Source organism: Tateyamaria omphalii, from assembly GCF_019802125.1.
Lineage (GTDB): Bacteria > Pseudomonadota > Alphaproteobacteria > Rhodobacterales > Rhodobacteraceae > Tateyamaria > Tateyamaria omphalii_B.
Genome location: NZ_JAHVHT010000001.1, coordinates 373,556 through 399,113, shown reverse-complemented (window position 1 = coordinate 399,113; position 25,558 = coordinate 373,556). Strand labels below are relative to the sequence as shown.

The window sequence follows — 25,558 nt, the reverse complement described above, 5'->3', positions numbered from 1 at the left end:
CAGTATGACCGATCGAGACATGTCGCAAGGCGAAGCCGCCTATGCCCAGCTTCTGAAGGCCATCCGCACTGGTGAATTCGCACCCGGCGACCGACTGCGCGAAACGGATGTGGCCGACCGGCTGAACCTGTCCCGCACTCCTGTGCGAGAGGCCTTGCGGCGACTGGAAGCGGACGGCATCGTCGAACACCGTCCCCGGCTCGGCGCAGTCATACGCCAACTCAGCCACGCCGAACTGGTCGAGCTGTACGAAATGCGGATCGTGCTGGAACGCACCGCAGCCGAGATGGCTGCCAAACACGCCGCCGCCGCGGAAGTGGACGCGCTACGCGACCTGAACGCTGCCATTGCCAAAAGCGCGCCGGCAGAAGCGCCCGCGCTGAACCAGGACTTCCATCGGGGCATTTACCTCGCCACGCGCAACCGTTTCCTTCTGGATGCGGCGCGGGCGTTGAACAATGCGCTGATGTTGATGGGGCCGACCACCCTCGCCGATCAGGAACGGATCAATGTGGTCACGGCACAGCATGATGATATCCTCAAGGCCATCGCCGCAGGCGACGCCGCCGCGGCGGGAGAAGCGGCGGAGGCACATTTGCAAACCTCGCTCCGCTACAGGCTCCGGGCGCTGGCCCGGTGATCCGGATCCCTCTGACCTTTGCAATCGCTGCCGCAGGCGTTGCCCTGTTTCATTTGCTGGATCTGCCGTTGCCATGGCTGCTGGGTCCAATCTTTGCCTGTCTGATCAGCGCGCTGCTCGGGGTGCGGATGCAAAGCATCCGGCTACTGAACGAAGGGATGCGCACCGTTCTGGGCGTTGCCGTGGGCGCCACGTTCACACCCGTACTCCTGGCATCGATGCTGGGCATGTGGCCCACATTGATGCTCATCCCCGTGATGACGATTGTGATCGGGCTGATCGGTGTGCCCTATTTCCGCAGGCTCTGGGGCTTTGACTTTGCGACCAGCTACTACAGCGCCATGCCCGGCGGACTGCAGGACATGCTGGTTTTCGGAGAGGAAGCCGGGGGCAACCCGCGCAGCCTGTCCCTGATCCACGCCACGCGGGTGATGGTTATCGTCGTCGCCCTGCCCTTCATCCTTCAAGGCGTCTGGAACGCCGACCTCAGCAACCCGCCCGGCGTGCCTGCCGTGTCGCTCGGCTTCGACCAACTGGCACTGATGGTTGCGGCAGCACTCATCGGTTGGCGCGGGGCCAAGGCCATCGGCATGTTCGGCGCCTCTATCCTTGGCCCCCTGATTATCGCGGCAGCACTTGCCCTTGCCGGTCTTCTGCAAAACCGCCCACCGGCGGAGGCAATCTGGGCCGCGCAGTTCTTTATCGGGATGACTGTGGGCGTAAAGTACACCGGCATCACCATGGCCGAGATCCGGCGCGATCTGGCCGCCGGGCTCGGCTTTTGCATCATACTGATCGTTCTGACGGTCATCTTCGTCGAAGGGGTCTACACCGCAGGCCTCGCCCCGGGCATGGAAACACTCCTCGCCTTCGCACCCGGTGGGCAGGCTGAACTCACCGTGCTTGCGCTGATCGTCGGGGCCGATGTCGCCTTTGTCATCGCGCACCATGTATTGCGCATCTTCGTGGTGATCCTGGGCGCGCCACTGTTCGCGCGATTGTTTCGCTAGTCGCGCAGCACCCGGTGCGAGATGTCCGCCATGATCGCAGCCTCCTGTTCGGCCGTCAGATCCAGCTCATGCTTGCCGTCGATTTCCAGAAACGCATGGCCATGGACGAACATGTGCAGCATCAGACTGCGCCGCTCGATCTCTGCATCCGGTGTGCCCTCGGGCATGGCCGCGCGCACCTCGCGCTTGACGACGGCCAGGCACCCATCGCCGCGCGCCCGCATCTCGTCATCACGTTCGTGCCCCTTGGTCAGGCCAAACATCAGCCGAAACACGCCGGGTTCGGTGCGGGCGAATTCGGCATAGCACAATCCAAGCGCCGTGATCGGTGCCAAAGGGTCGCCTGACGCCTCTTTGGCTGCCGCGTCCATGTGGTCGCGCATCCGGTCGATTCCTGCCAAGGCCACCTCGCGCACGATCTCCGCCCGGTCACTGAAGTGCTTGTAAGGCGCGGCAGAGCTGACACCGGCACGCCGCGCAGCCTCGGAAATCGAAAAACCATCTGCGCCTTTCTCTTCGACCAAAATGCGCACAGTTTCAATAAGATGCGCGCGCAGATCCCCATGGTGATACTGGGTGCGGGCGCGCGTATTTCCGGTCTGCTCCAACTTTTTTTGCCTTGTTCCCTTGCCAAAGTAAGTGGCTATTACATATGTCTCGAAACACAAGTAAGCACCCCTTACTTTCTGTCAAGGACGGATACAATGCCCAACGACCGCGTCAAGGATACACCGAAACCGCCCCTTTGGAAGCGCGCCTTGCGCCGGGCCGTGACCCTCACCGGCACCGCGTCCGTTGTCGCGATGGCGGCAGGCGCGGTCTGGATCGGCAGCGCCACGCTCGCCACCCGCGCCGCCGCCGTTGATGCGCCGCCGCCCGCCCCCATCACCACGGTGGCTGCCATGCGGGTCAGCCCAAGCAACGCCATGACCGTCACCCGCGCGTTCCACGGGCAGGTCGAGGCAGCACAGACCGTATCGCTGGGGTTCGAGCAGAGCGGTCGCCTGAACGTCCTTGACGTGGACGAAGGCGACCGCGTCGAAGCCGGGCAAGTTCTCGCCCGGCTCGACACCCGCATTCTGATGGCTGAACGCGCGCGGCTGATGGCGTCACGCGATGCGCTCGATGCACAAGCCGAGCTGTCGCGCCGCACCACCGACCGGCAAAAAGAGCTGCGCAACCGTGGTTTCGCCTCGGACCAGGCGGTAGACAACACCGCACTCAACCTCGCCGCCCTGCAAGCCCAGATCGCAGAAGTGGACGCTGCCATCACGCAGGTGGAGGTGCAGCTCAGCCAAACCGAATTGCTGGCCCCCTTCGATGGCCTCGTCGGCGTCCGCCACGTGGATCCGGGCGCGATTCTGTCCGTCGGCGCGCCAGTGCTCGACATTCGCGAAGACAGCGCGCCGCTCTTTCGCGTGGGGATCGACCCAAAGCTGGCCGCGACAATCAGCGAAAAAACCGCCACCATCATGCTGGACGGCACCCGTTACGACGCGACATTCGTAGGCTTCCGGGCAGACCTAGATGCCCAGACACGCACCCGCACCGCCCTTTTCGAGATCGAGACGACCGACCCCGTCTACCTCTCCTCCGGCACATTGACGTTGCAGGGTCAGCTGGAGCAGGCCGGATATGCCGTGCCCCTGCGCGCTCTGCGCAACGGGGTTCGCGGTTTGTGGACGGTCACGGTCCTGCAAGCGGAAGAGGATGATCTGTACTCCGCTCAAGCGGCCGCCGTGGAAGTGCTGCAGGTCGAGGGCGACACCGCCTTTGTCCGTGGCACATTGCAGGGGGACGCGATGATCGTGCCCGATGGCACGCACAGGCTGGTTCCCGGTGATCAGGTCCGCGTGACCGGAGGGAACTGATGGAGACCCTCACCTTCCGCCAGCCCCGCCTCGTGGCCCTCGCGCTGCTGGTCATCATCGCCGCCGGCCTGTCATCCCTGCTGGCCATCGGCCGGCAAGAAGACCCGACAATCACCAACCTTTTCGGCACCGTCACAACAGTGGTCCCCGGCGCTGATCCTGCACGGGTCGAGGCGCTCGTCACCCAACCGATCGAAGATGCCTTGCGAGAAGTGTCCGAAGTCGACGTGATCCAAAGCACGTCCTCCACCGGCATCTCCATCGTGTCGGTCGAACTGGGCGTGACCGTGCCCGATGCCCGGATCGAACAGGTCTGGGCCGAGATCCGCGATGATCTGGCCGAGCTGTCACCCACGCTGCCAGCCGACGCGCAAGAGCCCGAGTTCGACACCGAAGGCGGCAGCGCCTTTGCCACCATCGCAGCCTTCTCTGCGGAACCGGGCACGCCCACAACAATCCTGGGCCGCTACGCACGCGATCTGGCCCAGGACCTCCGCAACATCCCCGGCACCGAACTTGTCGAGTTGTTCGGCGCGCCCGAGGATGAGGTGCTGGTCACGCTCGACCCTGTGGCCACCGCCGCCCTCGGCCTCACGGCAAGCGATATCTCCCAAGCCATTGCCCAGGCCGATGCCAAGGGCCCTGCGGGACGGGTGCGTCCTGCAGGGTCGGACCTACTGATCTCGGTCGCGGGTGAGGTTCGGGCGCTTGACCGGCTGGGCGAGATCGTCGTGCGGCGGTCGGACACGGGCGCCGTTACCTATCTGTCCCAGGTTGCCGAAATCACGCGCGGACCGAAGATGCCCGAAGCAGACCTCGCCATCTATAACGGCAAACCTGCTGTGCTGCTGGGCGCCAAGCTGGAAAGCGGGCTGCAGGTCGACAAATGGGCCGCGTTCGTGCGCGAGGAAATCCAGAGCTATCAGTCCACCGTTCCGCTCGGCGTCTCGCTTGACCTGACATTTGACCAATCCGGCTACACCGCACAGCGCCTGCAGGAAGTGGGGCTGAACATGGCCATCGGGGTCGGACTTGTGGTCGGCGTGCTGCTGCTGACGCTTGGATTGCGCTCCGCCATGATTGTGGCACTGATCCTGCCTGTGGTCACACTGGCGACGCTCTTCACGATGAATTTCATCGGCCTCGCCATCCACCAGATGAGCGTCACAGGGCTGATCGTGGCCCTTGGGCTGCTGGTCGATGCAGGTATAGTCATGACGGATGAGGTCGGCCAACGGCTCGAAAAGGGCATAAGCCGCCTGAAAGCGGCGGGCCAGTCGGTCAAGCGGCTCTTTGCCCCGCTTCTGGCTTCGACCATCACGACGGCGCTGTCTTTCACGCCACTGATCCTGCTGCCGGGCCCGGCAGGCGACTTCGTCGGCTCCATCGCCATCGCCGTCGTCATCATGCTCGGCTGGTCGTTCATCGTGGCAATTACCCTGACACCGGCCATTGCAGGGCACCTGCTGCCTGCGGACGGCACCCGAGGCGGGATCAAAGGCCGCGCCATAAGCCGCGCCTTTGCCGCGTCGCTGCGCTGGTCCGTGAACAACCCGGTTCGCTCCATCGCTCTGGCCCTGGTTCTGCCCGTTACCGGTTTCCTGTCCATGCCAACACTCACGGCACAATTCTTCCCCGGCGTGGACCGCGACCAGTTCTATATCGAGGTAGACCTCGCGCCCGGCGCAGGCATCACGGACACTCAAGAGGTGGTCGCCCGGCTGAACGACCGGCTACTAACAGATGATCGCATCGAGCAGGTGATGTGGACGGTCGGCCGCTCCGCGCCAGCCTTCTACTACAACATCGTCGGCGCGCGCGAAAACGCACCGGGCCACGCGCAGGCACTGCTGACCACCCAATCGCCGGAAGCAACCGAAGAGATACTGCGCGACCTGCAAGCGACCCTGTCGCTGACGGCGCCCGAGGCCGAAATCCTGGTTCGTGGTCTGGTTCAAGGCCCACCGGTGAACGCACCTGTCGAAATCCGCCTTGTCGGCTCCGACCTCGCAGGCCTGCGCGAAACGGGCGACGAGGTGCGGCGCATCATGTCCGGCGTGGACAGCGTTCTGGTCACCCGCGGCACCATCGGCAGCGGCGCCCCCAAGGCGGTCGTGACAGTAAACGAAGCCCAAGCGCAACTCCTTGGCCTCGACCTGCGCCAGATCGCGGGCCAGCTACAGGCCGGGCTCGAAGGCGTCACAGGTGGCTCCATGGTCGAAGGGGACGAGGAATTGCCCATCCGGGTCCGTCTGGGCGACACGACGCGCGGATCGATGCAAGCCATCCGCGACCTGCCCATCCTCCGCCCCGACGCGGCGCAGCTTTCGGCTCAAGGGCGCTGGCCCGCGCTGCCGCTCTCTGCCGTCTCGACTATCAAATTGGAACCAGCGGCCAGCAGCATCACGCGGCGCAACGGGGAAAGGGTGAACACGGTGCAGGCATTCATCCTGCGCGACGTGCTGCCCGAGGAAGCGTTGGTCGACGTGCAGGCAGCACTTGAGGCCAACGGTTTCGCCGTGCCCGCTGGCATGCGGCTCGAACTGGGCGGCGACAGCGACGCGCGCGCCGACACGCTCAGCGACTTGCTCGCATCACTCGGTCTGATCGTGACGCTGTCCATTGCCGCCATCGCACTCACCTTCAACAGCTTCCGACTGACGGCAGTGGTTCTGGTCGTCTCGGGCCTCTCGGCCGGTCTCAGCCTGTTGGCACTTGCGATTTTCCAGTACCCGTTCGGTATCAACGCGATCATTGGTGTGATCGGTTCCATCGGTGTATCGATCAACGCGGCCATCATCATCCTGACCGGTCTTCAAGAAGACGACCTGGCTGCCAGCGGCGACAAGAGCGCCATGGTGGACGTCGTCATGGGCTCAAGCCGCCACATCGTCTCGACCACAATCACGACCTTCGGGGGCTTTCTCCCCCTGATCCTCGCAGGCGGCGGGTTCTGGCCCCCCTTCGCCATGTCGGTGGCTGGTGGTGTCCTGCTCTCAACAGTGGTCAGCTTCTACTTCACACCGCCGGTCTTTGCCTTGATCCACCGCGTGCGCCGGTCATCCGACACACCCGCCCTACAGGACAAGGCCAAGGACGCACCTTTTGTTCTGCACCCGCCGTTCAGCCAGGCGGCAGAGTAGGCAGCGGCGCACAAAAAATCGGATGGTTCTGCAATAGCCGGGCCATCCCATCTCCTACCTGCTTGCCAATCCTGCCCGAGTGACCAACACTCAGGGCTAGAAAACAAACACGGGGAGATTTCCATGAAACTCACATCATTCCTGTCCGCCGCCCTGCTGCTGTCCAGCACAGCACTGGTGAGCGCGGAAACGCTGAAATGGGCCCGCGCAGGCGACGCCCTGACCCTCGATCCGCATTCGCAGAACGAAGGACCGACCCACACGATTCGTCACCAGATGTACGAACCGCTCATCATCCGCGACGTGACCGGCGCGTTCGAGCCCGCACTGGCAACCGAGTGGGCGCCCAAGGCGGACGACCCGAATGTCTGGGTCTTCAAGCTACGCGAAGGCGTCACCTTCCACGGCGGCGAAGAGTTCACGGCAGAAGACGTCGTGTTCAGCTTCGAACGCGCCATGCAGCCCAATTCGGACATGAAAGAGCTGATCGGCTCGATCACCGAAGTGCGTGCGGTCGATGACTACACGATCGAAATGGTCACCGATGGCCCGAACCCGATCCTGCCCTCGAACCTCACCAACCTGTTCATCATGGACAAAGGCTGGACCGAGGCGAACAACACCGTGAACGTGCAGGACTTCGAAGGCGGCGAGATCACCTACGCCACAACGAACGCCAATGGTACGGGACCGTATGTTCTGCAAAGCCGCGAGCCTGACGTCAAAACGGTGATGACCAAGAACGAAAATTACTGGGGCATCGACCAGTTCCCGCTCGAAGTGACCGAGATCGTCTACACCCCGATCCAGAACGCCGCGACCCGTGTTGCTGCCATCCTGTCGGGTGAGATCAACTTCCTGCAGGACATGCCCGTTCAGGATCTGCAGCGCGTTGAATCCGCCGATGGTCTGACGGTCAAGCAAGCCCCGCAAAACCGTGTGATCTTCTTCGGCATGAACCAGGGCGCCGATGACATCGAAGCCGACAACGTCGACGGGGCCAACCCGCTCGCGGATGTGCGTGTGCGCCAGGCGATGTCCAAGGCCATCAACCGCGACGCCATCCGCCAGGTGGTGATGCGCGGCCAGTCCGAACCGGCGGGCATGATCGCCCCGCCCTTCGTCAACGGCTGGACGGCTGAAATGGACGCCGAGTCCTCGACCGACCTCGACGCGGCCAAGGCGCTGCTGGCCGAGGCCGGGTATGAAGACGGCTTCTCGATCCGCCTCGACTGCCCGAACGACCGCTACATCAACGACGAAGCGATCTGTCAGGCCGCCGTGGGTATGCTCGGCCAGATTGGCATCACCGTGAACCTCGATGCCAAGCCCAAGGCACAGCACTTCCCGCTGATCACCGACGGCAAGACCGACTTCTACATGCTCGGCTGGGGCGTTCCGACCTACGACTCGGAATATGTCTTCAACTTCCTCGTCCACGGACGAGAGTCGGACGTCGGCACCTGGAACGGCACAGGCTTCGACAATGACGAGCTGGACGCCAAGATCAAATCGCTGGCCTCCAACACCGATCTCGAAGCACGCAACGCCGACATCGCAGCCATCTGGCGGGTCGTGCAGGACGAAGCGCTCTACATCCCCATCCACCACCAGGTGCTGAACTGGGGCATGGCCGACGGCATGGGGATCGAGGTGGATCCAGAAGACCAGCCCAAGGTGAAGTACTTCAGCGTCAACTAAGCGTTGAGATGAATGAGAAAAGGCGGCGCCAGAGGTGCCGCCTTTTTTTGTCTGCTGTGCGGGGCTTTGCGGACGCTACCGACTGTCCATGAATGGCCCATCCCAATTATAATGCTGGCACTTGAACAGCAGCGTCCGGATCATCAGAAGCCTCGTGGAATTTTCATTGCACTCGCGTGTCGTGCGGCGAGTTGGGCTTGTCGTTGCTCCGGCGTAAAATCAGGTTCGCATTTCAGCCTTTCCCCGAGCTGGTCAAACGTCAGAATCTCCCTTTCAGGATTGTTTGGTGCTTTTGGTTCTTCTCCGGGGCGGTGCGGAATGCCTTGCCAGCGCATGAAAACAAAAGCTGTCGAGGCGCCGGCCGGGTCCAGCCAGTTCTCAAAGCCGGGGTCTTTCGCGCTGATCACAAAGCGATACTTGCCGTCCTTACTCTGATACGCCTGTTTGGTCGTCAGGCTCGTTTGCCGGCGACGAAAATCAAGGGCGTTGAACCACAGATCGCCAAGTTGAATGCCCTGATACCTTGCATCAGATGCGTCCACTGTAATGAGGATGGCCGTGTCTTCACGCATCTGGAAATGACCGGCAGAGTTGAATTGCCCCGGCAGGCCCTGCCCGGTTTTGCGCGTCGGGCTGATATGATTTGCAGGTAAAGTGACCCTGAGTTGCTCGACGAATTTGATCCAGCCTCTGACGGAGCCGGTCAAATAACGCGCCGCCCGGTCGTATTGCAGGTCCACAAGCTCCGGAGTGGGCAGCGGGTTCGGTTTCCCGACAGTGTCCAGGCGTTCGATACGCCATGTGCCGCCCGTTTCCGTGTCCCAGTCCATCAGGCTTTCCCTGATCAGGATACTGTTTGCGCACAGCTTTCCTTTCGGAGTGGATTTCGTGTTGCACAGCCAGTTTTCACCGGTCTTCAGGTCGCACGGCTCGGTGTCACTGATAAGGATTGTAAACTCGCCGTTCCGTTTGACCGACAAGTCGCCCCGGTCCATTTCGCTGACGGGAATCGGGCTTGTCAGATCTTCGTTGAAACCCGGATCGCCTGCGCCAACCTGGATTTGTAGATCGGCGCTCGTTCCACGTTTGCCGTGGATCAGATAGGTTCCGGGCGTTTCGATACTGGCCAGGAAGTACAGATTGTCAGGGTTCACCAGCCCAAATTGATTGTGCTTATCAAGCCGGGAAAACTCGGGGAAAGACGGGTCGTGCAGGACAAACCCCTGATCAAGAGCGGCGGCTATTTGATGCTTGAGCTGTCGTTCGGCGGCTGCTTGTTCCAATTCGGGATTGGCACTGTACTGCAGCCATGGTGCCATCGACATGGTGTGCCTGGCTTGCTCGATAGCCAGTGCAAACCGTTGCGAGCCAACTGGCGTGGCGGGATCTTGTGGCCAATCTATCAGTGCATTTTTCATGCGGGATTGGTGCGGAGTGAACGGCGCGAACAAGTCGCCAGACTTGCCTGTGCCATGGATCGTAACTTTTGGTATCTCTGTCATGTCCGTAAGCCTCGTGCGTTGGTGTTTGCGGATCGACCAGCAGGCCGGATTACTCATGGGTCGTGAGAGTGCAGCGAACGGTTCAAAGAAAAATCGAGAATTCGTGTCTGGCGCGAGAGACACACAGGCCCCGCAGCCTTTGGCGCGAGCTCTCAGGAAAGACGACGGGCAGTGCGCGGTCCCGTATCTGCTTGGGGAATAAGCGCCGCAGGATTTTTTCGAGCAAGAGCCGCAACCAGCGACTGTGGCGGGCTGCGCTGTAGTGAGGCGAGATACTGACCGGCAGCTGCTTTGGGCCATCCCATTTGGCCTATCGCCGGTAGCAGCAAGACGACACTTTTGGCTCAAAGCAGGCCTTCCTCAACATCGACAAAAGAAGACACCCTTCTCTTTTGCACCTCGCTCGGGTCTACTCCTTCATACAGGCCCGTCTCGTGCCCCAAGAAAGGATGCCCATGTTTCGCTACACTCTCCCCCTTGCTCTCGCGCTCGCCGCGCCCCCGGTCTTCGCCGAAGAGTTCAACTGGGCGGAAACCACCGACCCGCAGACCATGGACCCGCACGCGGTCAACTCCGCGGCCGTCTTGGGCTTTCTCAACAACGTCTACGAAGGCCTCGTCCGCCGCGGCAAGGACATGACCATCGAACCGGCCCTTGCCACCGCATGGGAACCCATCGGTGCGGGCGAAGGCTGGCGATTCACGCTGCGCCAGGGCGTCACTTTCCACGACGGGGCGGAGTTCAACGCTGACGACGTCATCTTCTCCTACCAGCGCGCCAGCGATGAAGCCTCCGACACTCGCAGCTGGTTCGCCCCGGTGTCGGAGGTCATCAAGGTCGACGACTACACCGTCGACATCATGACTACGGCCCCGAACCCGATCTTCCCTGACAGCATCGCCAACTGGATGATGATGGACAGCGGCTGGGCAGAGGCGAACAATACCACACTGCCCGACAAGGAAAGCGGCAACTACGCTACGCTGAACACGAACGGGACGGGTGCCTTCAAGGTCACGGCCCGCGAGCCGGGCCTGCGGACAGTTCTGGAACCGAATGCCGATTGGTGGGACACCGCAGAACACAACATCACCCGCGCCGAACTGACACCAATCCAGAACCCCGCCACCGCCGTCGCGGCGCTCCTGTCCGGCGACGTCGACATGATCAACCCCGTCCCGATCCAGGACGCGCAGCGCCTCGCCGCCGCAGGCAACGTGCAGGTCATCCAGGGGATCGAGGCGCGCGTCATCATGCTCGGCTTCCCGCATGAGGCGGACGCGCTGAAGTATTCCAGTGAAACATCAGACACCAACCCCTTCGCCGACGCCCGAGTGCGGCAGGCCGTGGCCCACGCCATCAACGTGCCCGCCATCCTGCAAACCATCATGCGCGGCAACGCCGAACCTGCCAGCCAGCTCGTCAGCCCGGCCATGCGCGGCTATTCGGCAGCCCTCGCCGACCGCCCGGCCTACGACCCGGAGCAAGCAAAGGCGCTACTGGCCGAAGCAGGCTATGAAAACGGCTTCTCCTTCGGCCTCAAATGCCCCAACGACCGCTACCTGAACGACGAAGCCGTCTGTCAGGCCGTCACGGGCATGTTGGCGCAAGTGGGCATCACCGCCGTGCTCGACACTATGCCGGTCCAGAACTACTGGCCCGAACTGCGCGCCGACAATTACGACATGTACCTGCTGGGCTGGTCCCCCGGCACATTCGACGCCGAACACCCGATCCGCTTCCTCGCCTCAACCCCGAACGAGAAAAAGAAGCTGGGCAGCTGGAACTTCGGCGGCTTCTCGAACGCCCGCGTCGATGAACTCCTGCCCATGATCCAGTCCGAGATTGACGACACCAAGCGGCAGGCCATGCTCGACGAGGTCACGGGCATCCTCCAGGACGAAGTGGCTTACGTGCCGATGTACGTCCAACCGCTCGTCTGGGGTGCCAAGGCCAATATCGAGCTGACCCAACGCCCGGACAACTTCTTCATCCTGCGCTGGGTCACGATCAACTGAACGAAAACGGGCGGGGTCTCCCCCGCCCGCCTTCCCGGATCACTGACCGCGCAGCAACGGTGTGATCTTGCGCACCGCCACCCGGCGGTTGATGCGCTCGGCTGCGTTGGTGCGCACTTTCAAATTCGCCTCACCATAGCCCTGCACGACCAAATTCTCCGGCGGAATGGCAAAATACTCCGTCAACGCAAGTGCAGTCGATTCCGCGCGGCGGTCCGACAGGGCAAGGTTCATGGCCGCGCCACCCACAGCATCGGTATGCCCTTCGATCAGGAACACGGCCCCCGGATCAACGGCAATCTCATCGGCAATCAACTGCCCGATCTCGGCCAGGTCACGCGCCTCTTCCGGCTGGATCACGGCTGAACCGCTCTCGAAATTCACCGCCTCCACGTCGATCTCGGGCACGAGGTTCCGTACAGCCCGGATCTGACGCACCTGCTGCAGTGAATAGGTCCGGTCAGTCGGGTTCTCCAAGGCGGCAAGGGCCGCCCGCAACTCACCATTATCGGACGCACGCAGGGCAGGACGCACCTCGGTCGTGGGCAGCGTCGCCACATCCACGGGCTGAACGGTCTGTGTATCATCGAACAGCATGACCTCGCGCCCGTCGGGCAGAATGCGCGTGCGCATCAAGGTCTGACCCGACGCAGAGCGGATCGTCACCACGCGCGAGCCGTCCTCCCGATTGACGATGGTGCGGGTCGATCCGTCATCGAACTGCTCGGTCGTCACGCGCGCGCCGGGGCGGCGCAGCAACTCGTCATCGTTCTTGAGCACGCGGTAGCCGCCCTGCCCGTCCTGCAGCACAACCCGGTCGTCCGAGGCCACAACCACGTCATCATCCTGGTTCAGAATGGTAGCGACAGCAGCGACACCCAAGGCACCGAGCGCAAACTTCTCAAGCTTCGACAGACCGTCATCGTCTTCTGTCACCGCCTCCGCACGGGAAAACTCCTCGTCCGAAGACCGCGCGCTCTCCTCAGTGACCGTCTCGACCTCTGCACCTTCGCCCGCCTCGGTGGTGACAGGCGCGGCGGCAGCTTCGGTTTCAACCTGCGCGTTGGCCGCAGCGGTCGTATCGGCTGTGTCATCCTGCACAACTTCGGGCTCAGCTTCTGCCGTTTCCGTGTCACCCTCGGCGGTCGCCTCTTCGGCAGGCGTCTCGACAACCTCTTCGGCCGGAGCCTCTTCGGCAGGCGTCTCGACAACCTCCTCGGCCGGAGCCTCTTCAGCAGGCGTTTCCACAACCTCCTCGGTCGGCGCCTCTTCCGCAGGGGTTTCCGCCACACCTTCGGCGGGTGCTTCTTCAGCCGGCGTTTCAGCAGTCTCTTCCGTCGGCGCCTCTTCGGCAGGTGTCTCTGCCGCGTCCTCAGCCGGCGCTTCCTCAGACGGGGTCTCGACCACATCTTCCGTCGGCGCCGCCTCGGCCGGAGCCTCCTCAGCGGGCGTTTCCGCAACGTCATCGGCAGGCACGTCTTCGGCTGGCGTCTCCACGACGTCTTCCGTCGGCGCTTCCTCCGCAGGCGTTTCGGTCATTTCTTCAGCAGGCGCTTCCTCGACCGGGGCATCTGCAACACCATCCGCAGGTGCCTCCTCAGCGGGTGTTTCTGCGGTCTCGTCGGTGGGCGCATCCGCACCCGCCTCTCCATCCACAGCAACGCCTGCGTCGCCCTCAACCGTGGGCACGCAAGACGCCACACCGTCCGTGATAACCTGCGTTTCACCTTCGGCACAGGCTGCTGCGTCCTGCGCAAAAACCGGGGGCGTACCAAGCATAAGGGCGGTGATGGACACCGTCTGCATCAATCGGGAAAGCATCTTAGTCCTCCTGTGCTGTCCGCCCAATCAACCCGGTGCCCCGCAAGCGGGTTCCATACGCTGCACGCGGGCGCCACTGCTATCGGCTTGACCCCGCTCATGCCTGCACGGATAACCGATGGATCATCCGAACTCAGGGTCCTTGATGCTCTCCTTCATCATCCAGCGCGTTGCGCAATCCTTTCTCGTTCTTCTGGTCGTAGGCCTCGTCGCCTTCTCCATGTTCCGCTTCGTGGGCGACCCCATCGACAACATGCTGGGACAGGAACGCACCATCGAGGATGTCGAGCGCCTCCGCGCGCAGCTTGGCCTCGATCAGCCCTTCGTCGTGCAATACTACCGCTTCCTCGAAGGGGCCGTGCAGGGCAATTTCGGCGTCAGCTACCGCCAGGGCCGCCCGGTGGCAGACATCCTGCTGGAACGCGCGCCTGCTACCCTGGAACTGGCCGCTGTTTCAGGTTTTCTCGCCATCGCCCTTGGTATCGCCCTTGGCGTCTTCACGGCCATCCGACGAAACGGCTTATGGGCTAACGTGATCATGTCCGCCTCTCTCATCGGCGTGTCCCTGCCCACCTTCCTGATCGGCATCCTGCTGATCTACCTATTCTCGGTCGAGTTGGGCTGGCTGCCCAGTTTCGGGCGGGGCGAGACCGTGAGGATAGGGAACTGGACCACCGGGTTCCTCACCGAAAGCGGGCTCAAGGCCCTGATCCTGCCCGCGATCACGCTCGGCCTATATCAGATGACGCTCATCATGCGGCTCGTCCGTTCCGAGATGCTTGAGGTCTTGCGCCAAGACTACATCCGCTTCGCCCGCGCCCGTGGGCTCAAGGAACGCGCCATCAACTTCCGCCACGCGCTCAAGAACACCCTCGTGCCGGTGATCACGGTCACCGGCCTGCAATTGGGCAGCATCATCGCCTTCGCCATCATCACAGAAACGGTGTTCCAATGGCCGGGCGTGGGCCTGCTCTTTATCAACGCGATCCAGTTCGTCGATATCCCTGTTATGGCTGCCTATCTGATGCTGATTTCCGTCATGTTCGTGGGCATCAACCTGATCGTGGACCTGCTCTACTTTGCCATCGACCCGCGCCTGCGCGTTGACCGGGCGGGAGGACACTAAAATGACCGACGCCACCCAAACCCCGACGACAACAAAGGCACCCACCCGGCTGCAACGCTGGGCCGACAGCGACTTCTACTACCAGTTCAAGCGCTCACCCGTCGCCATCATCAGCTTTGCCGTCGCACTCCTGCTGATCCTCGGCGCGGTCTTCGCCCCGCTCATCGCCCCTTACAACCCGTTCGACCCGGCCTCGCTGAACCTGATGAACGGCTTTTCCAAACCGATGGAGCCCAACGCTTTCACTGGTGACACCTTCTGGCTGGGCACCGACGACCAAGGGCGCGATGTCTTCTCCACCATCCTCTACGGCATGCGTATCTCGCTCTTTGTCGGCGTCGCCGCCGTCCTTTTCGCCATGGTCCTCGGCATCACACTGGGTCTCGTCGCAGGTTACGTCGGCGGCTGGACCGAGACGATCATCATGCGCATCGCCGACGTGCAGTTGACCTTCCCCAGCATCCTCGTCGCCATGCTGATCTTCGGCATCGCCAAGGGCGTGACCCCCGTCGAATACCGCGACCAGATGGCCATCTGGGTGCTGATCATCGCCATCGGCCTGTCCGACTGGGTCCAATTCGCCCGCGTCGTCCGTGGTGCGACTTTGGTGGAAAAGAGCAAGGAATACGTCCAGGCCGCCCGCCTGATCGGTCGCAGCGGCCCCGCCATCATGGTCCGCCACATTCTGCCCAACGTGCTGAGCCCCGTGCTGGTCATCGCCACGATCTCGCTCGCCCTCGCCATCATCGCCGAAGCAACACTCTCCTTCCTCGGCGTCGGAGCCCCACCCACGCAACCGTCGCTGGGCACGCTTATCCGCATCGGCCAGGGGTTCCTCTTCTCCGGCGAATGGTGGATCCTCTTCTTCCCCGCCTGCACGCTCTTGGCGCTCGCGCTCAGCGTCAACCTGCTGGGGGATTGGTTGCGGGATGCACTGAACCCGAGGCTCAGATGACGCGCACCGGTTCCACATCAAAGGCGAATTCGCCCGCCCCGGCGCCCGTGCACCACTCGGCCCCCACGGCCAGCCAATGCACATCACCATCCGGCAAATGCACCACCACACGGCCCTCCTCGACGGTCAGGTTGTTCATGGACACAAGGCTCAGAAGCAACCCGAACGACTGGGCTGTCAAACACATCTCACATACTCCTGTCTCAGCGGCCCGTTTCGGTGCCGTACTCGGGATCAATCTGCGCAAGGAAAGACGCTGGCGTGGCATGTGGCGCACCCGTGCACCATTCGTTGACCACGTAGTGCCACTGCACGTCCCCAGACGTGGCGTGAACCGTGATCACATGGGCGTCGCCCGTGACAAACGCCATCCCCAGGATGTTCAGAAAGGCCGCAAGGGCCTCGGTCGGCAGGCACATGGGCGGTCTCCTCGCTGTGCGCGGTTGTCCTCCCTGTGGTCCTTTTTCCCTACGCTGGCACGGCGCCCGTCCATGACCTATCAAAATGATGCCGCAGCGCAGCAAAAATGCTGCGAACGCGAAATAACGCCCATTTCCTGGGCAAATGCCCGCAAGGAGAGCATCCACAAATGACCTCCCTCCTCGATATCTCCGACCTCTCGGTCCACTACCCGACCCGCAAGGGCACCTTCGTCGCCGTCAACGGCGCCGACCTCACGGTAGCCCCCGGTGAAATCCACGGGCTTGTGGGCGAATCCGGCGCTGGCAAGTCCACCATAGGCGCCGCCGTCATGGGCCTGATCGACCCGCCGGGACATATCGCGGGCGGGACCGTCAGCTTCCAGGGCGACACGATCTCGGGCCGTGACGCTTCGGCCATGCGCGCACTGCGGGGCGCCAAGATCTCGATGATCTTCCAGGACCCGCTCACGTCTCTCAACCCGCTGCTCACGGTCGAGGACCAACTGACCGAAACCATCGAAGCGCACCTCAAACTCGGCGACAAGGCGGCCAAGGCCCGCGCCGTCGACCTGCTCGACCGCGTCGGCATTCCCGACCCGGCAGAACGGGTCAAACAATACCCCCACCAGTTCTCGGGCGGCATGCGGCAACGCGTGGTCATCGCCCTCGCCCTCTGCTCAGAGCCGGATGTTATCATCGCGGACGAGCCCACCACCGCACTCGACGTGTCGATCCAGGCCCAGATCCTGGACCTCATCAAGGAGCTTGCCCGCGAGCGCCAGGTCGGCGTCATCCTCATCACCCACGACATGGGCGTGATCGCCGACACCACCGACCGCGTCACCGTCATGTACCAGGGCGAAGTCGTTGAGTCGGGCACCACCGAACAGGTCATGGGCGCCCCGGCGCACGAATACACCAAATCGCTCATCGCCGCTGTCCCCCGCGCCACGCTCAAGGTCCACCGCTTCCCGCAACTCTCCTATGGCGGCCGCTCCACCCGCTTTGCGATCGAAGACCTCGCGCGCAACTGGCCCACCCCACCCAAATCCAAAACCGGCACGCTGGTGCAGGTGGACAGCATCACCAAGGAGTTCGTCCAGCGCAGCTCCATCATCCCCGCGTGGCGCAAGATGTTCACCGCCGTGGACAAGGTCAGTTTCGACATCCGCGAGGGTGAAGTGTTCGGCCTCGTTGGCGAAAGCGGCTCCGGCAAATCCACCGTCGCCCGCATGATCGCCACGCTCTACCAAACCGACGGCGGGCACATCTACTTCGACGGCACCGACATCACGCAATTGGGCTCGCGGGCCGAACGCGATGCCTACCGCCGCCAGATCCAGATGATCTTTCAGGACCCGTTTTCGTCGCTCAACCCGCGTATGCGCGTGGACGCCATCGTGGCCGAGCCCGTCCTGCACCACAAACTGCTCGAAGGCACCGCCGTCCAGGACCGTGTCGACGAACTGCTCGACCGCGTCGGCCTCGGCGCCGAAGCGGGTCGCAAATACCCCCACGAATTTTCCGGTGGCCAGCGCCAACGCATCTCCATCGCCCGCGCGCTGGCCACACAACCGCGCTTCCTGATCTGCGATGAACCCACCTCCGCCCTCGACGTCTCGATCCAGGCGCAGGTGCTCAACATCCTCAAGGACTTGCAGGAACATCTCGGCCTCACCACGCTGTTCATCAGTCACGACCTGCCCGTCGTCCGCCAGATGTGTGACCGCGTCGGCGTCATGCGGCAGGGCAGAATGGTCGAAGTCACCGACACCGAAACACTCTTCGCGAACCCGCAGGCCGACTACACCAAGGAACTCCTGCGCCTCATGCCCAAACTCGAAGGGCTCTCCACCGAAGGCCTCGAAAACGCTTAAACCCTTCTTCTGATGAAAAATACGATCGGGGGAGCTCGAGGGGGCAGACAGCCCCCTCGTCAGCAAAAATGGATCGCGTCGCGCCGTAGGCGCGCCTGCAATGTAGAAACCCGCAAGGCGTCCTTTGGATCACCGCTCCATCTTCAGCGACAGTGCCCAGGCCAAAGCGCTCAACCCCACAAGCACCAGGACAGACGCGGCCCAGCCCTCCGCCACGAAAAGCTGCCCGATGACAAAAGCACCGACAATCCCGCCCAGATAGTAGCTCGCCAGATACAGCCCATTGGCCGCCGCCGGATCGCTGCGCGCAGTCCGCCCGACATAGCCCGTTGCCACGGACTGGGCAAAAAACAACCCCGCTCCAACCAGCGCCAACCCGGTCAGGAAGATGGCCAACACGGGTACCAACAACAGCAAGAGCCCCAGCAGTGACACCGCCATCGCCCCGTGAAAACTCATCCGCGGTCCAAAACGCGCGACAGAGGCCGCCGCCAACGGCGTCGTCAGAATGGCCGGGGCAAAGACGAAATATACTACACCAATCATCTCCTGCGGCAGGGCAAAGGGCGCCTGTGCCAGCACGAAATTTGCGTAGGTAAAGGTCGAAACGAACACGAAAAGCAAAATGAACCCGACACCCACCATCGCCACCAGCCGCGCATTCTTCAGATGCCCGGCCCAGGCATCGATCACCGATGCGCCGCCTTCGGCGACCGCATCACGCTTGTCCCGCGCCCCGATATAGAAATAGGCGATCAGCGCTCCGATCAGGTTCAACGCCGCAAAACCATAAAAGCTTTCGGCCAGGCCAACCGTCCCCGCAATCTCCGACGCCATCAGCCGCCCGAACAGGTTCGACGCCACATTGCCGGTGATATAGGCCGCCATCGCACCACCGACGGCGGTCAGCGAACACTCCTCGCTCAGATAGGTCAGCGTCAGGGTAAAGGCCGCGGACATGAACATGCCCTGCACGACCCTCAGCAGGGTGAAGGTCGTCAGATCATCGGCAAAAGCCAAGAGCGTGGTGGGCACGCTCAACAGCGCCAGACAGATCCAGATACCCCTTTTCCGATCAATGCGGCGGGCAAAGACGGCCACAAGCAGCGACGCCAGCGCCATCCCGATGGTCGAAGCGTTGACCGCAAATCCCATCGCCGCCGGCGACACGCCATAGGTCTCGACCAGCGTGGGCAGCAAGGCCTGCGCCCCAAACAGATCGATCAACGTAAGAAACGCAATAAGTGCGATCATCGTCGAGCGGCGGATCACCATCCGCCGATCCTCCGGCGCTTTCTCGGCCAACTCGGGGGCAAGCCCCGTCATCCGGGCAGTCACAGCCATGACGCGACCTTCCAATTGCTCAAAACGGGGCGGCACAGCGGGCCTGCCACCACGGTTAAATAGTGGTTAACGCGCCCCGCAAGCCATTGAGAACGCAAGATTTCACTTGTTTGTCCCCGCGGGGACAGATCATCCCCGCCACGATTTCAGCTCGACCACGTTGGCCCCGTGCGGCGCGCCGAAGTCGTCAAACATCTCGCGCAGATCCAGGGTGCTTTCTTTCTCGATCTTGTCGAAATGCGTGCGCAGCCAGCGGTCCGCATGGTCTCGCCCCATGTCGCGCAGATGGATCAGAAACGCCCATTCCGAATTCAGCTTGGACGAGGCATCCAGCGCCAGCATGTCATCACATCCGTCGATCATGTGCATGTTCATCACCCGGTAGTCCTCGTCCGACAACGCGCCCTCCTCGATCAGTCGGTGGATCAGGTCGATGGTGCGCAAGTCCCGCAGAAGCGAGGCGTTGAACGTGATCTCGTTCACCCGGTTCTGAATGTCCCGCGCCCGTCGCGGCGTGCCGGGGCGCTTCAGCGGGTTGATCTGCACGATCACGATGTCAGACGAGGGCGAGTGGTCGATGAAGGGAAAGAGCACCGGGTTCCCCATGAACCCGCCATCCCAATAGGGCACCCCGTCAATCTCCACAGCCTTGAACATGCTGGGCAGGCAGGCCGAAGCCATGACCACATCCAGCGTCACCTCGTGCCGGTGGAACACGCGCGCACGACCCGTCTCGACATTCGTCGCCGAGATATAGAGCCCCATATCATCGCATTTCGCGACCTTGTCGAAGTCGATGAAATCGTCCACGACGTCGCGCAGCGGATTGAACCCCAGCGGGTTCAGATCGTAGGGCGACGCCATCCGGCTCATCATATCCATCATCAGATAGCCGGGCGAAGCATCAAGCGACCACGACCCCAGCATCATGTCGAGCGGCGTGCGCTTGATCGGGCTGCCCTGGCCCGCGCGGCTGACCGCGCGCCAAAAATCCTCCAGCGCCTGTCGCGCGCCGGCAGCGCCCGCGTCATACATGCCTTGTGTCGCGACTACCGCGTTCATGGCTCCGGCAGAGGTACCGCTAATGGCTTCGATCCACAGCCGGTCCTCTTCGAACATTCGGTCCAGCACGCCCCAGGTGAAGGCCCCGTGCGACCCTCCGCCCTGCAGGGCGAGGTTGATGGACTTCTCGTGCCGTTTGGCGCGGCCATTTGTGGCGGACATGATGGCGTTCCCTCTCATGCGGACCCATGTTGGACCACAGGTAAGGATGCCAGTTCCGCGCAACAACTTTGCGACGGTGTTCTCTCGATCACGTGAGAAAACGCGCAAATCGCTGGGGCAATCTGCGCATTTTCGCCTGTTTTCCGAGCGGTTTTGTTACAGCGTCGGGTCGGTCAGCGGCCCAACGTCCAGCCGCGTGACATGCTCGGCCATCCCCGCGGGGAAATGCTGGCGCACCAGCGGATCATGGCCCGGCACCACCAGCTTGGGTGCGCTCGCAAGCCTCTGGATCGTGGCAAATCCGTCCAGCATGTCCTGCATGTCGACGACGATTGGGAACGGCACGCCTTGCAGGAAATTGCCGTAGAAATGCGCAGCATCCGAGGCCAGCACGAGCCAACCCGCCTGCGTGCGCACCCGCACCGCCTGCATCCCCTTTGTATGCCCGCCGACCCGGTGGACAGTGATGCCGTCCGCAATCTCGCTGTCGCCATCGTGGAAGATGACCTTGCCGGAATAAAGCCGCTGCACCGCCTCAACCACGTGGCCCACGGTGAAGGGAAAGCGCAGCGCGTCGTGGCACATGCAGGGGCCGGTGGCATAGGCCATCTCGGCCGTTTGCAGGTGCAGTTGCGCGTTGGGGAAGAGGTGCAAACCGCCTGCGTGATCGAAGTGGAGGTGGGTGACAATGATCTCGGTCACGTCATCGGGTTGCAGGCCGAAGGGCTTCAGCGCCTCGCCCGGATCAAGGCGGATGGGGCGGCCGCGCGCCTGCCCTTCGGCGGCGTCAAAGCCAGTGTCGACGAGGATCACCCGCCCCTCGCCCCGGATGAGCCACATGTAGAAGTCGATCGGGTCCGGCGTGTCGTGATTGTCGTCGAACATGTAGTTGTCGCCACGCACCCGCGCCGTCTGTTCGGCATATTTGATGGCGTAGACCTCGTAGGTCATCTGTCGACCTTTTCGTATGTTTTCAGCGTCTTGTTTGCGATCATGTCACTGATTTTGGGTCCGGTTTCGAGGTAGTGCGGCATCTGCTGGTGCGCCTCGAACGCCGCCAGATCGTCGTAGAGTTCGTAGAGGAAGACGGTGTCGGGCTGGCTGGGGTCCGTGCAGACATCGAACTGTTGGCATCCCGGCTCATCCCGCGCCGAACAGCGGGCGTTGTTCAGGATCAGCGGCATGAAGGCCGCCTGCGTGCCCGGTTTGAGGTCGAAGATCACGGTGACGGCGTAGGGCATGAGGGGGTCCTTCTGGTGGCCTTGCGCAATGGATGCGGAAGAGTATTTGATAAATCATGCGTTAATGTATACACAGATGCATACGAGAAGCGAGTCGCTTTTCATCAGACTATGCCGAAAGGGACCCGTGCCATGACCAAAACCTTTGATATCGCCGTGTTCGAGGGGGATGGGATCGGGCCGGAGATCATGGCGCCGACCGTGAAACTGCTGGATGAGTTGGCATCCGGCTCAGGCTATGCGCTGAACTGGAACCACCTGCCTGCCGGGGCTGCGCATTATGCCAAGACCGGTGAGAGCCTGCCCGCGGCGTCGATGGACGGTGCGCGTGCGGCGGACGCGATCCTGCTGTCGGCGATGGGTCTGCCCAGCATCCGCTATGAGGACGGGACCGAGATTGCGCCACAGATTGAGTTGCGCAAGGCGTTGACGCTGTTTGCCGGGGTGCGGCCCGTTACGATCCGGCCCGGTCAGCCGACGCCGCTGGCCACGGACAAGCCGGTGGATTTCGTGCTGATCCGGGAGAGCACGGAGGGGCTGTTTTACACCCAAGGCTGCGGGGAGGTTGAGGCGGATGAGGCGCGCGAGACCTTGCGGATCACGCGGGAGATTTCTGAACCGTTGTTCCGCTTTGCCTTTGACATGGCGCAGGCGCGCAAGGCGTCGGGTCAGGGTCCGGGCAAGGTGACCTGCGTGGACAAGGCCAATGTGTTCCGCGCTTTCGCGTTCTTTCGTGAGATGTTCGATGCGGAGGCTGCGAAGCATCCGGAGATCGAGGCGGATCATGCTTATGTCGATGCGACCGCCTTGTGGATGGTCGAGCGGCCCTGGTCGTTCGACGTGATGGTCACGGAGAACATGTTTGGTGACATCTTGTCTGATCTGGGGGCCGGATTGATGGGGGGCTTGGGCCTTGCACCTTCGGCGGACATCGGGACCGATCATGCCGTGTTTCAGCCTTGCCATGGGTCGGCCCCGGATATTGCGGGCCAAGGTGTTGCGAACCCGATGGCGATGATCCTGTCTGGCGCGATGATGCTGGAGTGGCTGGCCGGGCGGCATGACGTGCCTGTCATGGCCGCCGATGCAAAGCGGTTGCGCGATGCGGTGGATTCCGTGGTGTCCGAGGGGCATATGCTGACCAGAGACTTGGGCGGCTCGGCAGACACGGCGCAGGTAGTGGCCGCCATTCAGGAGGCGCTGGCATGATACGGGTTGCCTGCGTCGGGGCAGGCTATTTCAGCCAGTTTCACTATGGCAGTTGGGCGCGGATGGAGGGCGTTGAGGTTGTTGGGGCCTGCGATCTGGATCGCGAGAAGGCGGCGGCGACGGGTGCGCCTGCCTTTGACGATCTGGGGGCGATGCTCACCGAAGCCGCGCCTGATCTGCTGGATGTGATCCTGCCGCCGCCCGCCCATGCGGCGACCATCCGGGCTGCACTGACGGCGGGCGTGAAGTGGATCATTTGTCAGAAGCCGTTTTGCATGGATCTGAAGGAAGCGCGCGGGATTGTCGCCGAGGCGTACGCCGCCGGGGCGCGGTTGGTGGTGCATGAGAATTTTCGGTTTCAGCCGTGGTATCGCGCCATCAAGGCGGAACTGGAGGCCGGGGCGATTGGCGAGGTGCTGAACGCGACCTTTCGTTTGCGCCCCGGCGATGGTCAGGGGCCGGAGGCCTATCTGGACCGGCAGCCCTATTTTCAGAAGATGCCCCGCTTTCTCGTGCATGAGACGGCGGTGCATTGGGTGGATACCTTTGCCTATCTGTTTGGGCCCGCGGAGGCTGTTTATGCTGATTTGCGCCGGATCAACCCTGTGATTGCGGGGGAGGATGCGGGGCATGTGATCTTTGATCATGGGCCGGTGCGGGCGCTCTTTGACGGGAACCGGCATCTGGATCATGTGGCGGACAATCTGCGCCGGACGATGGGTGAGGCGTTGATCGAGGGGACGCGCGGGGAGTTGTCCTTGCATGGGGATGGGTCGGTGACGCGGCGCGGGTTTGGTTCGGATGTGGTTGAGACGGTGCTTGGTCCCGATACGTGGGACGGGTTTGGCGGGGATTGCGTGCATGCGCTGCAATCGCATGTGATCCGCGCGATGGTGGATGGCACGGCGTTGGAGAATGAGGCGCGGGACTATCTGCGGGTGATTGCGGTGAAGGATGCGATCTATGCCTCGGCTGACGCGGGACGGAAGATCGTGCTGGAGGAGGCGTGATGGGGGCCATGAGCAATGTGGAACGGGCCGTGTCGGCGCTGCGCCAGATGATCTTTGCCGGAGAGTTGCCGCCGGGGTCCGATCATCTTGAGACGGAGTTGGCCGAGAAGCTGGGCATGTCGCGCACGCCGGTGCGCGAGGCGGCGTTGATGTTGCAGGCGCAGGGGCTGGTCGAGATGCGCCCGCGCCGGGGTATTCGGATCACCCCTGTGTCGGCGGCGGATATGGCGGAGATTTACGACATCCTGACGGAATTGGAGAGCCTGGCAGCCGCACGGGCGGCGGAGGCGCAGTATTCGAAGGCGGATTTGGCCAATCTGGCGACGGCCATTCGGGATATGGATGGGGCGCTTGCGCGCGATGATCTGCGCGCCTGGGCCGAGGCGGATGACCGGTTTCATCGCGAGTTGGTGCGGCTGGGGCGCAATGCGCGGCTGAGCATGGTGGTGTCGGTGATGCGCGATCAGGTGCGGCGGGCGCGGGCGACAACGCTATTCATGCGGCCCAAGCCGAAACAGTCGAACGAGGATCATCGGGTGGTCTATCAGGCCATCGCGCGGGGGGATGCGAAGACGGCGCATGACACGCACCACGCGCATCGGCAGGCGGCGCGGGATATGTTGGTGGCGCTTTTGGAGAAGCACCAGTTTCATGGGCTCTAGGAGGTGTGGAGCTTGGTCAGTTCTTCGGACCCGCGCCGGAGGGCCGGCAGGAAGTCGATCAGGTCCACGAGGCTGCGGCGTTGGATGGGCGCGTGGGCCGATAGCGTTGCGAGCAGCTTGCCCTGCCCGTCCCAGATGGGAACGGCGACGGCAGCCATGCCCGGCATGAACTCTTCATTATCGGTGGAATAGCCCCGCATGCGGGTCGTTTCCAGCTCGGCCTTGATGGCGTCGATGTCTGTGAGTGTGCCCTCGGTATGCGCCTCGAGCGGGCGGGCGGTCAGGACGGTGCGCAGAATGTGCGGGCGCAGGGTCGAGAGGTACATCTTGCCCGATGCTGTGCAGTGGAACGGGACTTGGCTGCCGATGGGCAGTTGGATGCGCAGCGGCCATTGGGTTTCGACACGGTCGAGATAGGTCATCCCCTCGCGGTCGGCAGTGGCGAGGTTGCACGTCTCGCCCACCTCTTCGGCCACGCTGCGCAGGATCGTGAGGCGCGCGGTGCGCAGATGCTCGGATGACACTGTGCTGATGGCCAGGGCCCGCAGACGGGGCCCGGGGCCGTAGCTGCGACCGTCGAGGTCGCGTTGCAGGAACCCCTCGGCCTCGGCCGTCTGTAGCAGACGGTGGACGGTGGGTTTCGGCAGACCCAATGCATCGATCAGGTCTGTCGGTTTGACGGCCACCCCGCGCTTGGCGACCTCCTCCATCACCATCAGCAGACGCAGATTGGTGGGGATTTGGCTTTCCTTGCGGGGGCGGTGATCGTCGGGCATGGCGCG

At 62.8% G+C, this 25,558-nt stretch carries 22 protein-coding genes; 12 read left to right on the top strand and 10 right to left on the bottom strand.

All coding sequences use genetic code 11. The features are described from left to right. Positions 1 to 4 precede the first annotated feature (4 nt). Complete coding sequence (locus KUV51_RS01995; protein ID WP_222519944.1) at positions 5 to 640, top strand: GntR family transcriptional regulator; 636 nt, start codon at positions 5 to 7, stop codon at positions 638 to 640. Next, the gene (locus KUV51_RS01990) at positions 637 to 1,650 is read left to right on the top strand and encodes an AbrB family transcriptional regulator (RefSeq protein ID WP_222519943.1); all 1,014 of its coding nucleotides are present in this window, start codon (positions 637 to 639) and stop codon (positions 1,648 to 1,650) included. Before KUV51_RS01995 ends, KUV51_RS01990 begins: the two co-directional genes overlap by 4 nt. On the opposite strand, the gene KUV51_RS01985 is transcribed toward KUV51_RS01990, so the two are convergent. Then, the gene (locus KUV51_RS01985; RefSeq protein WP_222519942.1) at positions 1,647 to 2,258 is read right to left on the bottom strand and encodes a TetR/AcrR family transcriptional regulator; all 612 of its coding nucleotides are present in this window, start codon (positions 2,256 to 2,258) and stop codon (positions 1,647 to 1,649) included. The two genes, KUV51_RS01990 and KUV51_RS01985, sit on opposite strands and share 4 nt — an antisense overlap. A gap of 96 nt (positions 2,259 to 2,354) precedes the next feature. Here KUV51_RS01985 and KUV51_RS01980 point away from each other — a divergent pair, with 96 nt between their 5' ends. The 3 genes from KUV51_RS01980 (at position 2,355) to KUV51_RS01970 (ending at position 8,365) form a co-directional block, all read left to right on the top strand. Then, positions 2,355 to 3,521 (top strand): efflux RND transporter periplasmic adaptor subunit, encoded by a 1,167-nt coding sequence (locus KUV51_RS01980; protein ID WP_222519941.1) that lies wholly within the window; start codon positions 2,355 to 2,357, stop codon positions 3,519 to 3,521. Continuing rightward, on the top strand, positions 3,521 to 6,664 hold the full coding sequence (locus KUV51_RS01975) for an efflux RND transporter permease subunit (RefSeq protein ID WP_222519940.1): 3,144 nt from the start codon (positions 3,521 to 3,523) through the stop codon (positions 6,662 to 6,664). The genes KUV51_RS01980 and KUV51_RS01975 overlap by 1 nt, the downstream gene beginning before the upstream one ends. Before the next feature lie 123 nt (positions 6,665 to 6,787). Then, a complete protein-coding gene (locus KUV51_RS01970; RefSeq protein WP_222519939.1) occupies positions 6,788 to 8,365 on the top strand; it encodes an ABC transporter substrate-binding protein in 1,578 nt (525 codons plus the stop codon). Positions 8,366 to 8,508: 143 nt separating this feature from the next. Here the strand turns inward: KUV51_RS01970 and KUV51_RS01965 are convergent, their stop codons facing one another. Next, complete coding sequence (locus tag KUV51_RS01965; RefSeq protein WP_222519938.1) at positions 8,509 to 9,867, bottom strand: hypothetical protein; 1,359 nt, start codon at positions 9,865 to 9,867, stop codon at positions 8,509 to 8,511. 455 nt (positions 9,868 to 10,322) lie between these two features. Here KUV51_RS01965 and KUV51_RS01960 point away from each other — a divergent pair, with 455 nt between their 5' ends. Then, positions 10,323 to 11,885, top strand: a complete 1,563-nt coding sequence (locus tag KUV51_RS01960; RefSeq protein WP_222519937.1) for an ABC transporter substrate-binding protein — start codon at positions 10,323 to 10,325, stop codon at positions 11,883 to 11,885. Between the two features lie 39 nt (positions 11,886 to 11,924). Here KUV51_RS01960 and KUV51_RS01955 read toward each other — a convergent pair whose 3' ends face one another. Continuing rightward, a complete protein-coding gene (locus KUV51_RS01955; RefSeq protein WP_261385607.1) occupies positions 11,925 to 13,706 on the bottom strand; it encodes an OmpA family protein in 1,782 nt (593 codons plus the stop codon). 145 nt (positions 13,707 to 13,851) lie between these two features. On the opposite strand from KUV51_RS01955, the gene KUV51_RS01950 reads away from it, so the two are divergent. Both KUV51_RS01950 and KUV51_RS01945 read left to right on the top strand, forming a co-directional pair. Then, entirely contained in the window at positions 13,852 to 14,832 is a 981-nt protein-coding gene (locus KUV51_RS01950; protein ID WP_222521204.1) for an ABC transporter permease, read from the top strand. Position 14,833: 1 nt separating this feature from the next. Continuing rightward, the gene (locus tag KUV51_RS01945) at positions 14,834 to 15,787 is read left to right on the top strand and encodes an ABC transporter permease (RefSeq protein WP_222519936.1); all 954 of its coding nucleotides are present in this window, start codon (positions 14,834 to 14,836) and stop codon (positions 15,785 to 15,787) included. Here the strand turns inward: KUV51_RS01945 and KUV51_RS01940 are convergent. After that, complete coding sequence (locus tag KUV51_RS01940; protein WP_222519935.1) at positions 15,780 to 15,974, bottom strand: hypothetical protein; 195 nt, start codon at positions 15,972 to 15,974, stop codon at positions 15,780 to 15,782. The genes KUV51_RS01945 and KUV51_RS01940 overlap by 8 nt on opposite strands. A 16-nt stretch (positions 15,975 to 15,990) precedes the next feature. Continuing rightward, positions 15,991 to 16,206, bottom strand: a complete 216-nt coding sequence (locus KUV51_RS01935) for a hypothetical protein (protein ID WP_222519934.1) — start codon at positions 16,204 to 16,206, stop codon at positions 15,991 to 15,993. A gap of 170 nt (positions 16,207 to 16,376) precedes the next feature. On the opposite strand from KUV51_RS01935, the gene KUV51_RS01930 reads away from it, so the two are divergent. After that, on the top strand, positions 16,377 to 18,086 hold the full coding sequence (locus tag KUV51_RS01930; protein WP_222519933.1) for an ABC transporter ATP-binding protein: 1,710 nt from the start codon (positions 16,377 to 16,379) through the stop codon (positions 18,084 to 18,086). A gap of 129 nt (positions 18,087 to 18,215) precedes the next feature. Here KUV51_RS01930 and KUV51_RS01925 read toward each other — a convergent pair whose 3' ends face one another. The 4 genes from KUV51_RS01925 to KUV51_RS01910 all read right to left on the bottom strand — a co-directional run bounded on the left by KUV51_RS01925 (position 18,216) and on the right by KUV51_RS01910 (position 21,895). Then, a complete protein-coding gene (locus tag KUV51_RS01925) occupies positions 18,216 to 19,430 on the bottom strand; it encodes an MFS transporter (protein WP_222519932.1) in 1,215 nt (404 codons plus the stop codon). Between the two features lie 129 nt (positions 19,431 to 19,559). After that, positions 19,560 to 20,654 (bottom strand): patatin-like phospholipase family protein, encoded by a 1,095-nt coding sequence (locus tag KUV51_RS01920; protein WP_222519931.1) that lies wholly within the window; start codon positions 20,652 to 20,654, stop codon positions 19,560 to 19,562. 156 nt (positions 20,655 to 20,810) lie between these two features. Then, the gene (locus KUV51_RS01915; protein ID WP_222519930.1) at positions 20,811 to 21,605 is read right to left on the bottom strand and encodes an N-acyl homoserine lactonase family protein; all 795 of its coding nucleotides are present in this window, start codon (positions 21,603 to 21,605) and stop codon (positions 20,811 to 20,813) included. Further along, positions 21,602 to 21,895, bottom strand: coding sequence for a putative quinol monooxygenase (locus KUV51_RS01910; RefSeq protein ID WP_222519929.1), 294 nt, complete (start codon positions 21,893 to 21,895; stop codon positions 21,602 to 21,604). The genes KUV51_RS01915 and KUV51_RS01910 overlap by 4 nt, the downstream gene beginning before the upstream one ends. 132 nt (positions 21,896 to 22,027) lie before the next feature. Between KUV51_RS01910 and KUV51_RS01905 the strand changes: the two genes are divergently transcribed. Genes KUV51_RS01905 through KUV51_RS01895 form a run of 3 tightly spaced genes read left to right on the top strand, consistent with a single transcriptional unit; the run spans position 22,028 to position 24,776 of the window. Then, complete coding sequence (locus tag KUV51_RS01905) at positions 22,028 to 23,104, top strand: isocitrate/isopropylmalate dehydrogenase family protein (RefSeq protein ID WP_222519928.1); 1,077 nt, start codon at positions 22,028 to 22,030, stop codon at positions 23,102 to 23,104. Next, on the top strand, positions 23,101 to 24,114 hold the full coding sequence (locus KUV51_RS01900; RefSeq protein ID WP_222519927.1) for a Gfo/Idh/MocA family protein: 1,014 nt from the start codon (positions 23,101 to 23,103) through the stop codon (positions 24,112 to 24,114). The genes KUV51_RS01905 and KUV51_RS01900 overlap by 4 nt, the downstream gene beginning before the upstream one ends. After that, entirely contained in the window at positions 24,114 to 24,776 is a 663-nt protein-coding gene (locus tag KUV51_RS01895; RefSeq protein WP_222519926.1) for a GntR family transcriptional regulator, read from the top strand. The genes KUV51_RS01900 and KUV51_RS01895 overlap by 1 nt, the downstream gene beginning before the upstream one ends. Here KUV51_RS01895 and KUV51_RS01890 read toward each other — a convergent pair. After that, positions 24,773 to 25,552, bottom strand: a complete 780-nt coding sequence (locus KUV51_RS01890; RefSeq protein WP_222519925.1) for an IclR family transcriptional regulator — start codon at positions 25,550 to 25,552, stop codon at positions 24,773 to 24,775. The genes KUV51_RS01895 and KUV51_RS01890 overlap by 4 nt on opposite strands. Positions 25,553 to 25,558: the final 6 nt, after the last annotated feature.

Coding starts and splice junctions, on each gene's coding strand:
- KUV51_RS01995 (WP_222519944.1), top strand. CDS start 5: ATGACCGATCGAGACATGTCGCAAGGCGAAGCCGCCTATGCCCAGCTT.
- KUV51_RS01980 (WP_222519941.1), top strand. CDS start 2,355: ATGCCCAACGACCGCGTCAAGGATACACCGAAACCGCCCCTTTGGAAG.
- KUV51_RS01975 (WP_222519940.1), top strand. CDS start 3,521: ATGGAGACCCTCACCTTCCGCCAGCCCCGCCTCGTGGCCCTCGCGCTG.
- KUV51_RS01970 (WP_222519939.1), top strand. CDS start 6,788: ATGAAACTCACATCATTCCTGTCCGCCGCCCTGCTGCTGTCCAGCACA.
- KUV51_RS01965 (WP_222519938.1), bottom strand. CDS start 9,867: ATGACAGAGATACCAAAAGTTACGATCCATGGCACAGGCAAGTCTGGC.
- KUV51_RS01960 (WP_222519937.1), top strand. CDS start 10,323: ATGTTTCGCTACACTCTCCCCCTTGCTCTCGCGCTCGCCGCGCCCCCG.
- KUV51_RS01955 (WP_261385607.1), bottom strand. CDS start 13,706: ATGCTTTCCCGATTGATGCAGACGGTGTCCATCACCGCCCTTATGCTT.
- KUV51_RS01950 (WP_222521204.1), top strand. CDS start 13,852: ATGCTCTCCTTCATCATCCAGCGCGTTGCGCAATCCTTTCTCGTTCTT.
- KUV51_RS01945 (WP_222519936.1), top strand. CDS start 14,834: ATGACCGACGCCACCCAAACCCCGACGACAACAAAGGCACCCACCCGG.
- KUV51_RS01940 (WP_222519935.1), bottom strand. CDS start 15,974: ATGTGTTTGACAGCCCAGTCGTTCGGGTTGCTTCTGAGCCTTGTGTCC.
- KUV51_RS01935 (WP_222519934.1), bottom strand. CDS start 16,206: ATGTGCCTGCCGACCGAGGCCCTTGCGGCCTTTCTGAACATCCTGGGG.
- KUV51_RS01930 (WP_222519933.1), top strand. CDS start 16,377: ATGACCTCCCTCCTCGATATCTCCGACCTCTCGGTCCACTACCCGACC.
- KUV51_RS01925 (WP_222519932.1), bottom strand. CDS start 19,430: ATGGCTGTGACTGCCCGGATGACGGGGCTTGCCCCCGAGTTGGCCGAG.
- KUV51_RS01920 (WP_222519931.1), bottom strand. CDS start 20,654: ATGTCCGCCACAAATGGCCGCGCCAAACGGCACGAGAAGTCCATCAAC.
- KUV51_RS01915 (WP_222519930.1), bottom strand. CDS start 21,605: ATGACCTACGAGGTCTACGCCATCAAATATGCCGAACAGACGGCGCGG.
- KUV51_RS01910 (WP_222519929.1), bottom strand. CDS start 21,895: ATGCCCTACGCCGTCACCGTGATCTTCGACCTCAAACCGGGCACGCAG.
- KUV51_RS01905 (WP_222519928.1), top strand. CDS start 22,028: ATGACCAAAACCTTTGATATCGCCGTGTTCGAGGGGGATGGGATCGGG.
- KUV51_RS01900 (WP_222519927.1), top strand. CDS start 23,101: ATGATACGGGTTGCCTGCGTCGGGGCAGGCTATTTCAGCCAGTTTCAC.
- KUV51_RS01895 (WP_222519926.1), top strand. CDS start 24,114: ATGGGGGCCATGAGCAATGTGGAACGGGCCGTGTCGGCGCTGCGCCAG.
- KUV51_RS01890 (WP_222519925.1), bottom strand. CDS start 25,552: ATGCCCGACGATCACCGCCCCCGCAAGGAAAGCCAAATCCCCACCAAT.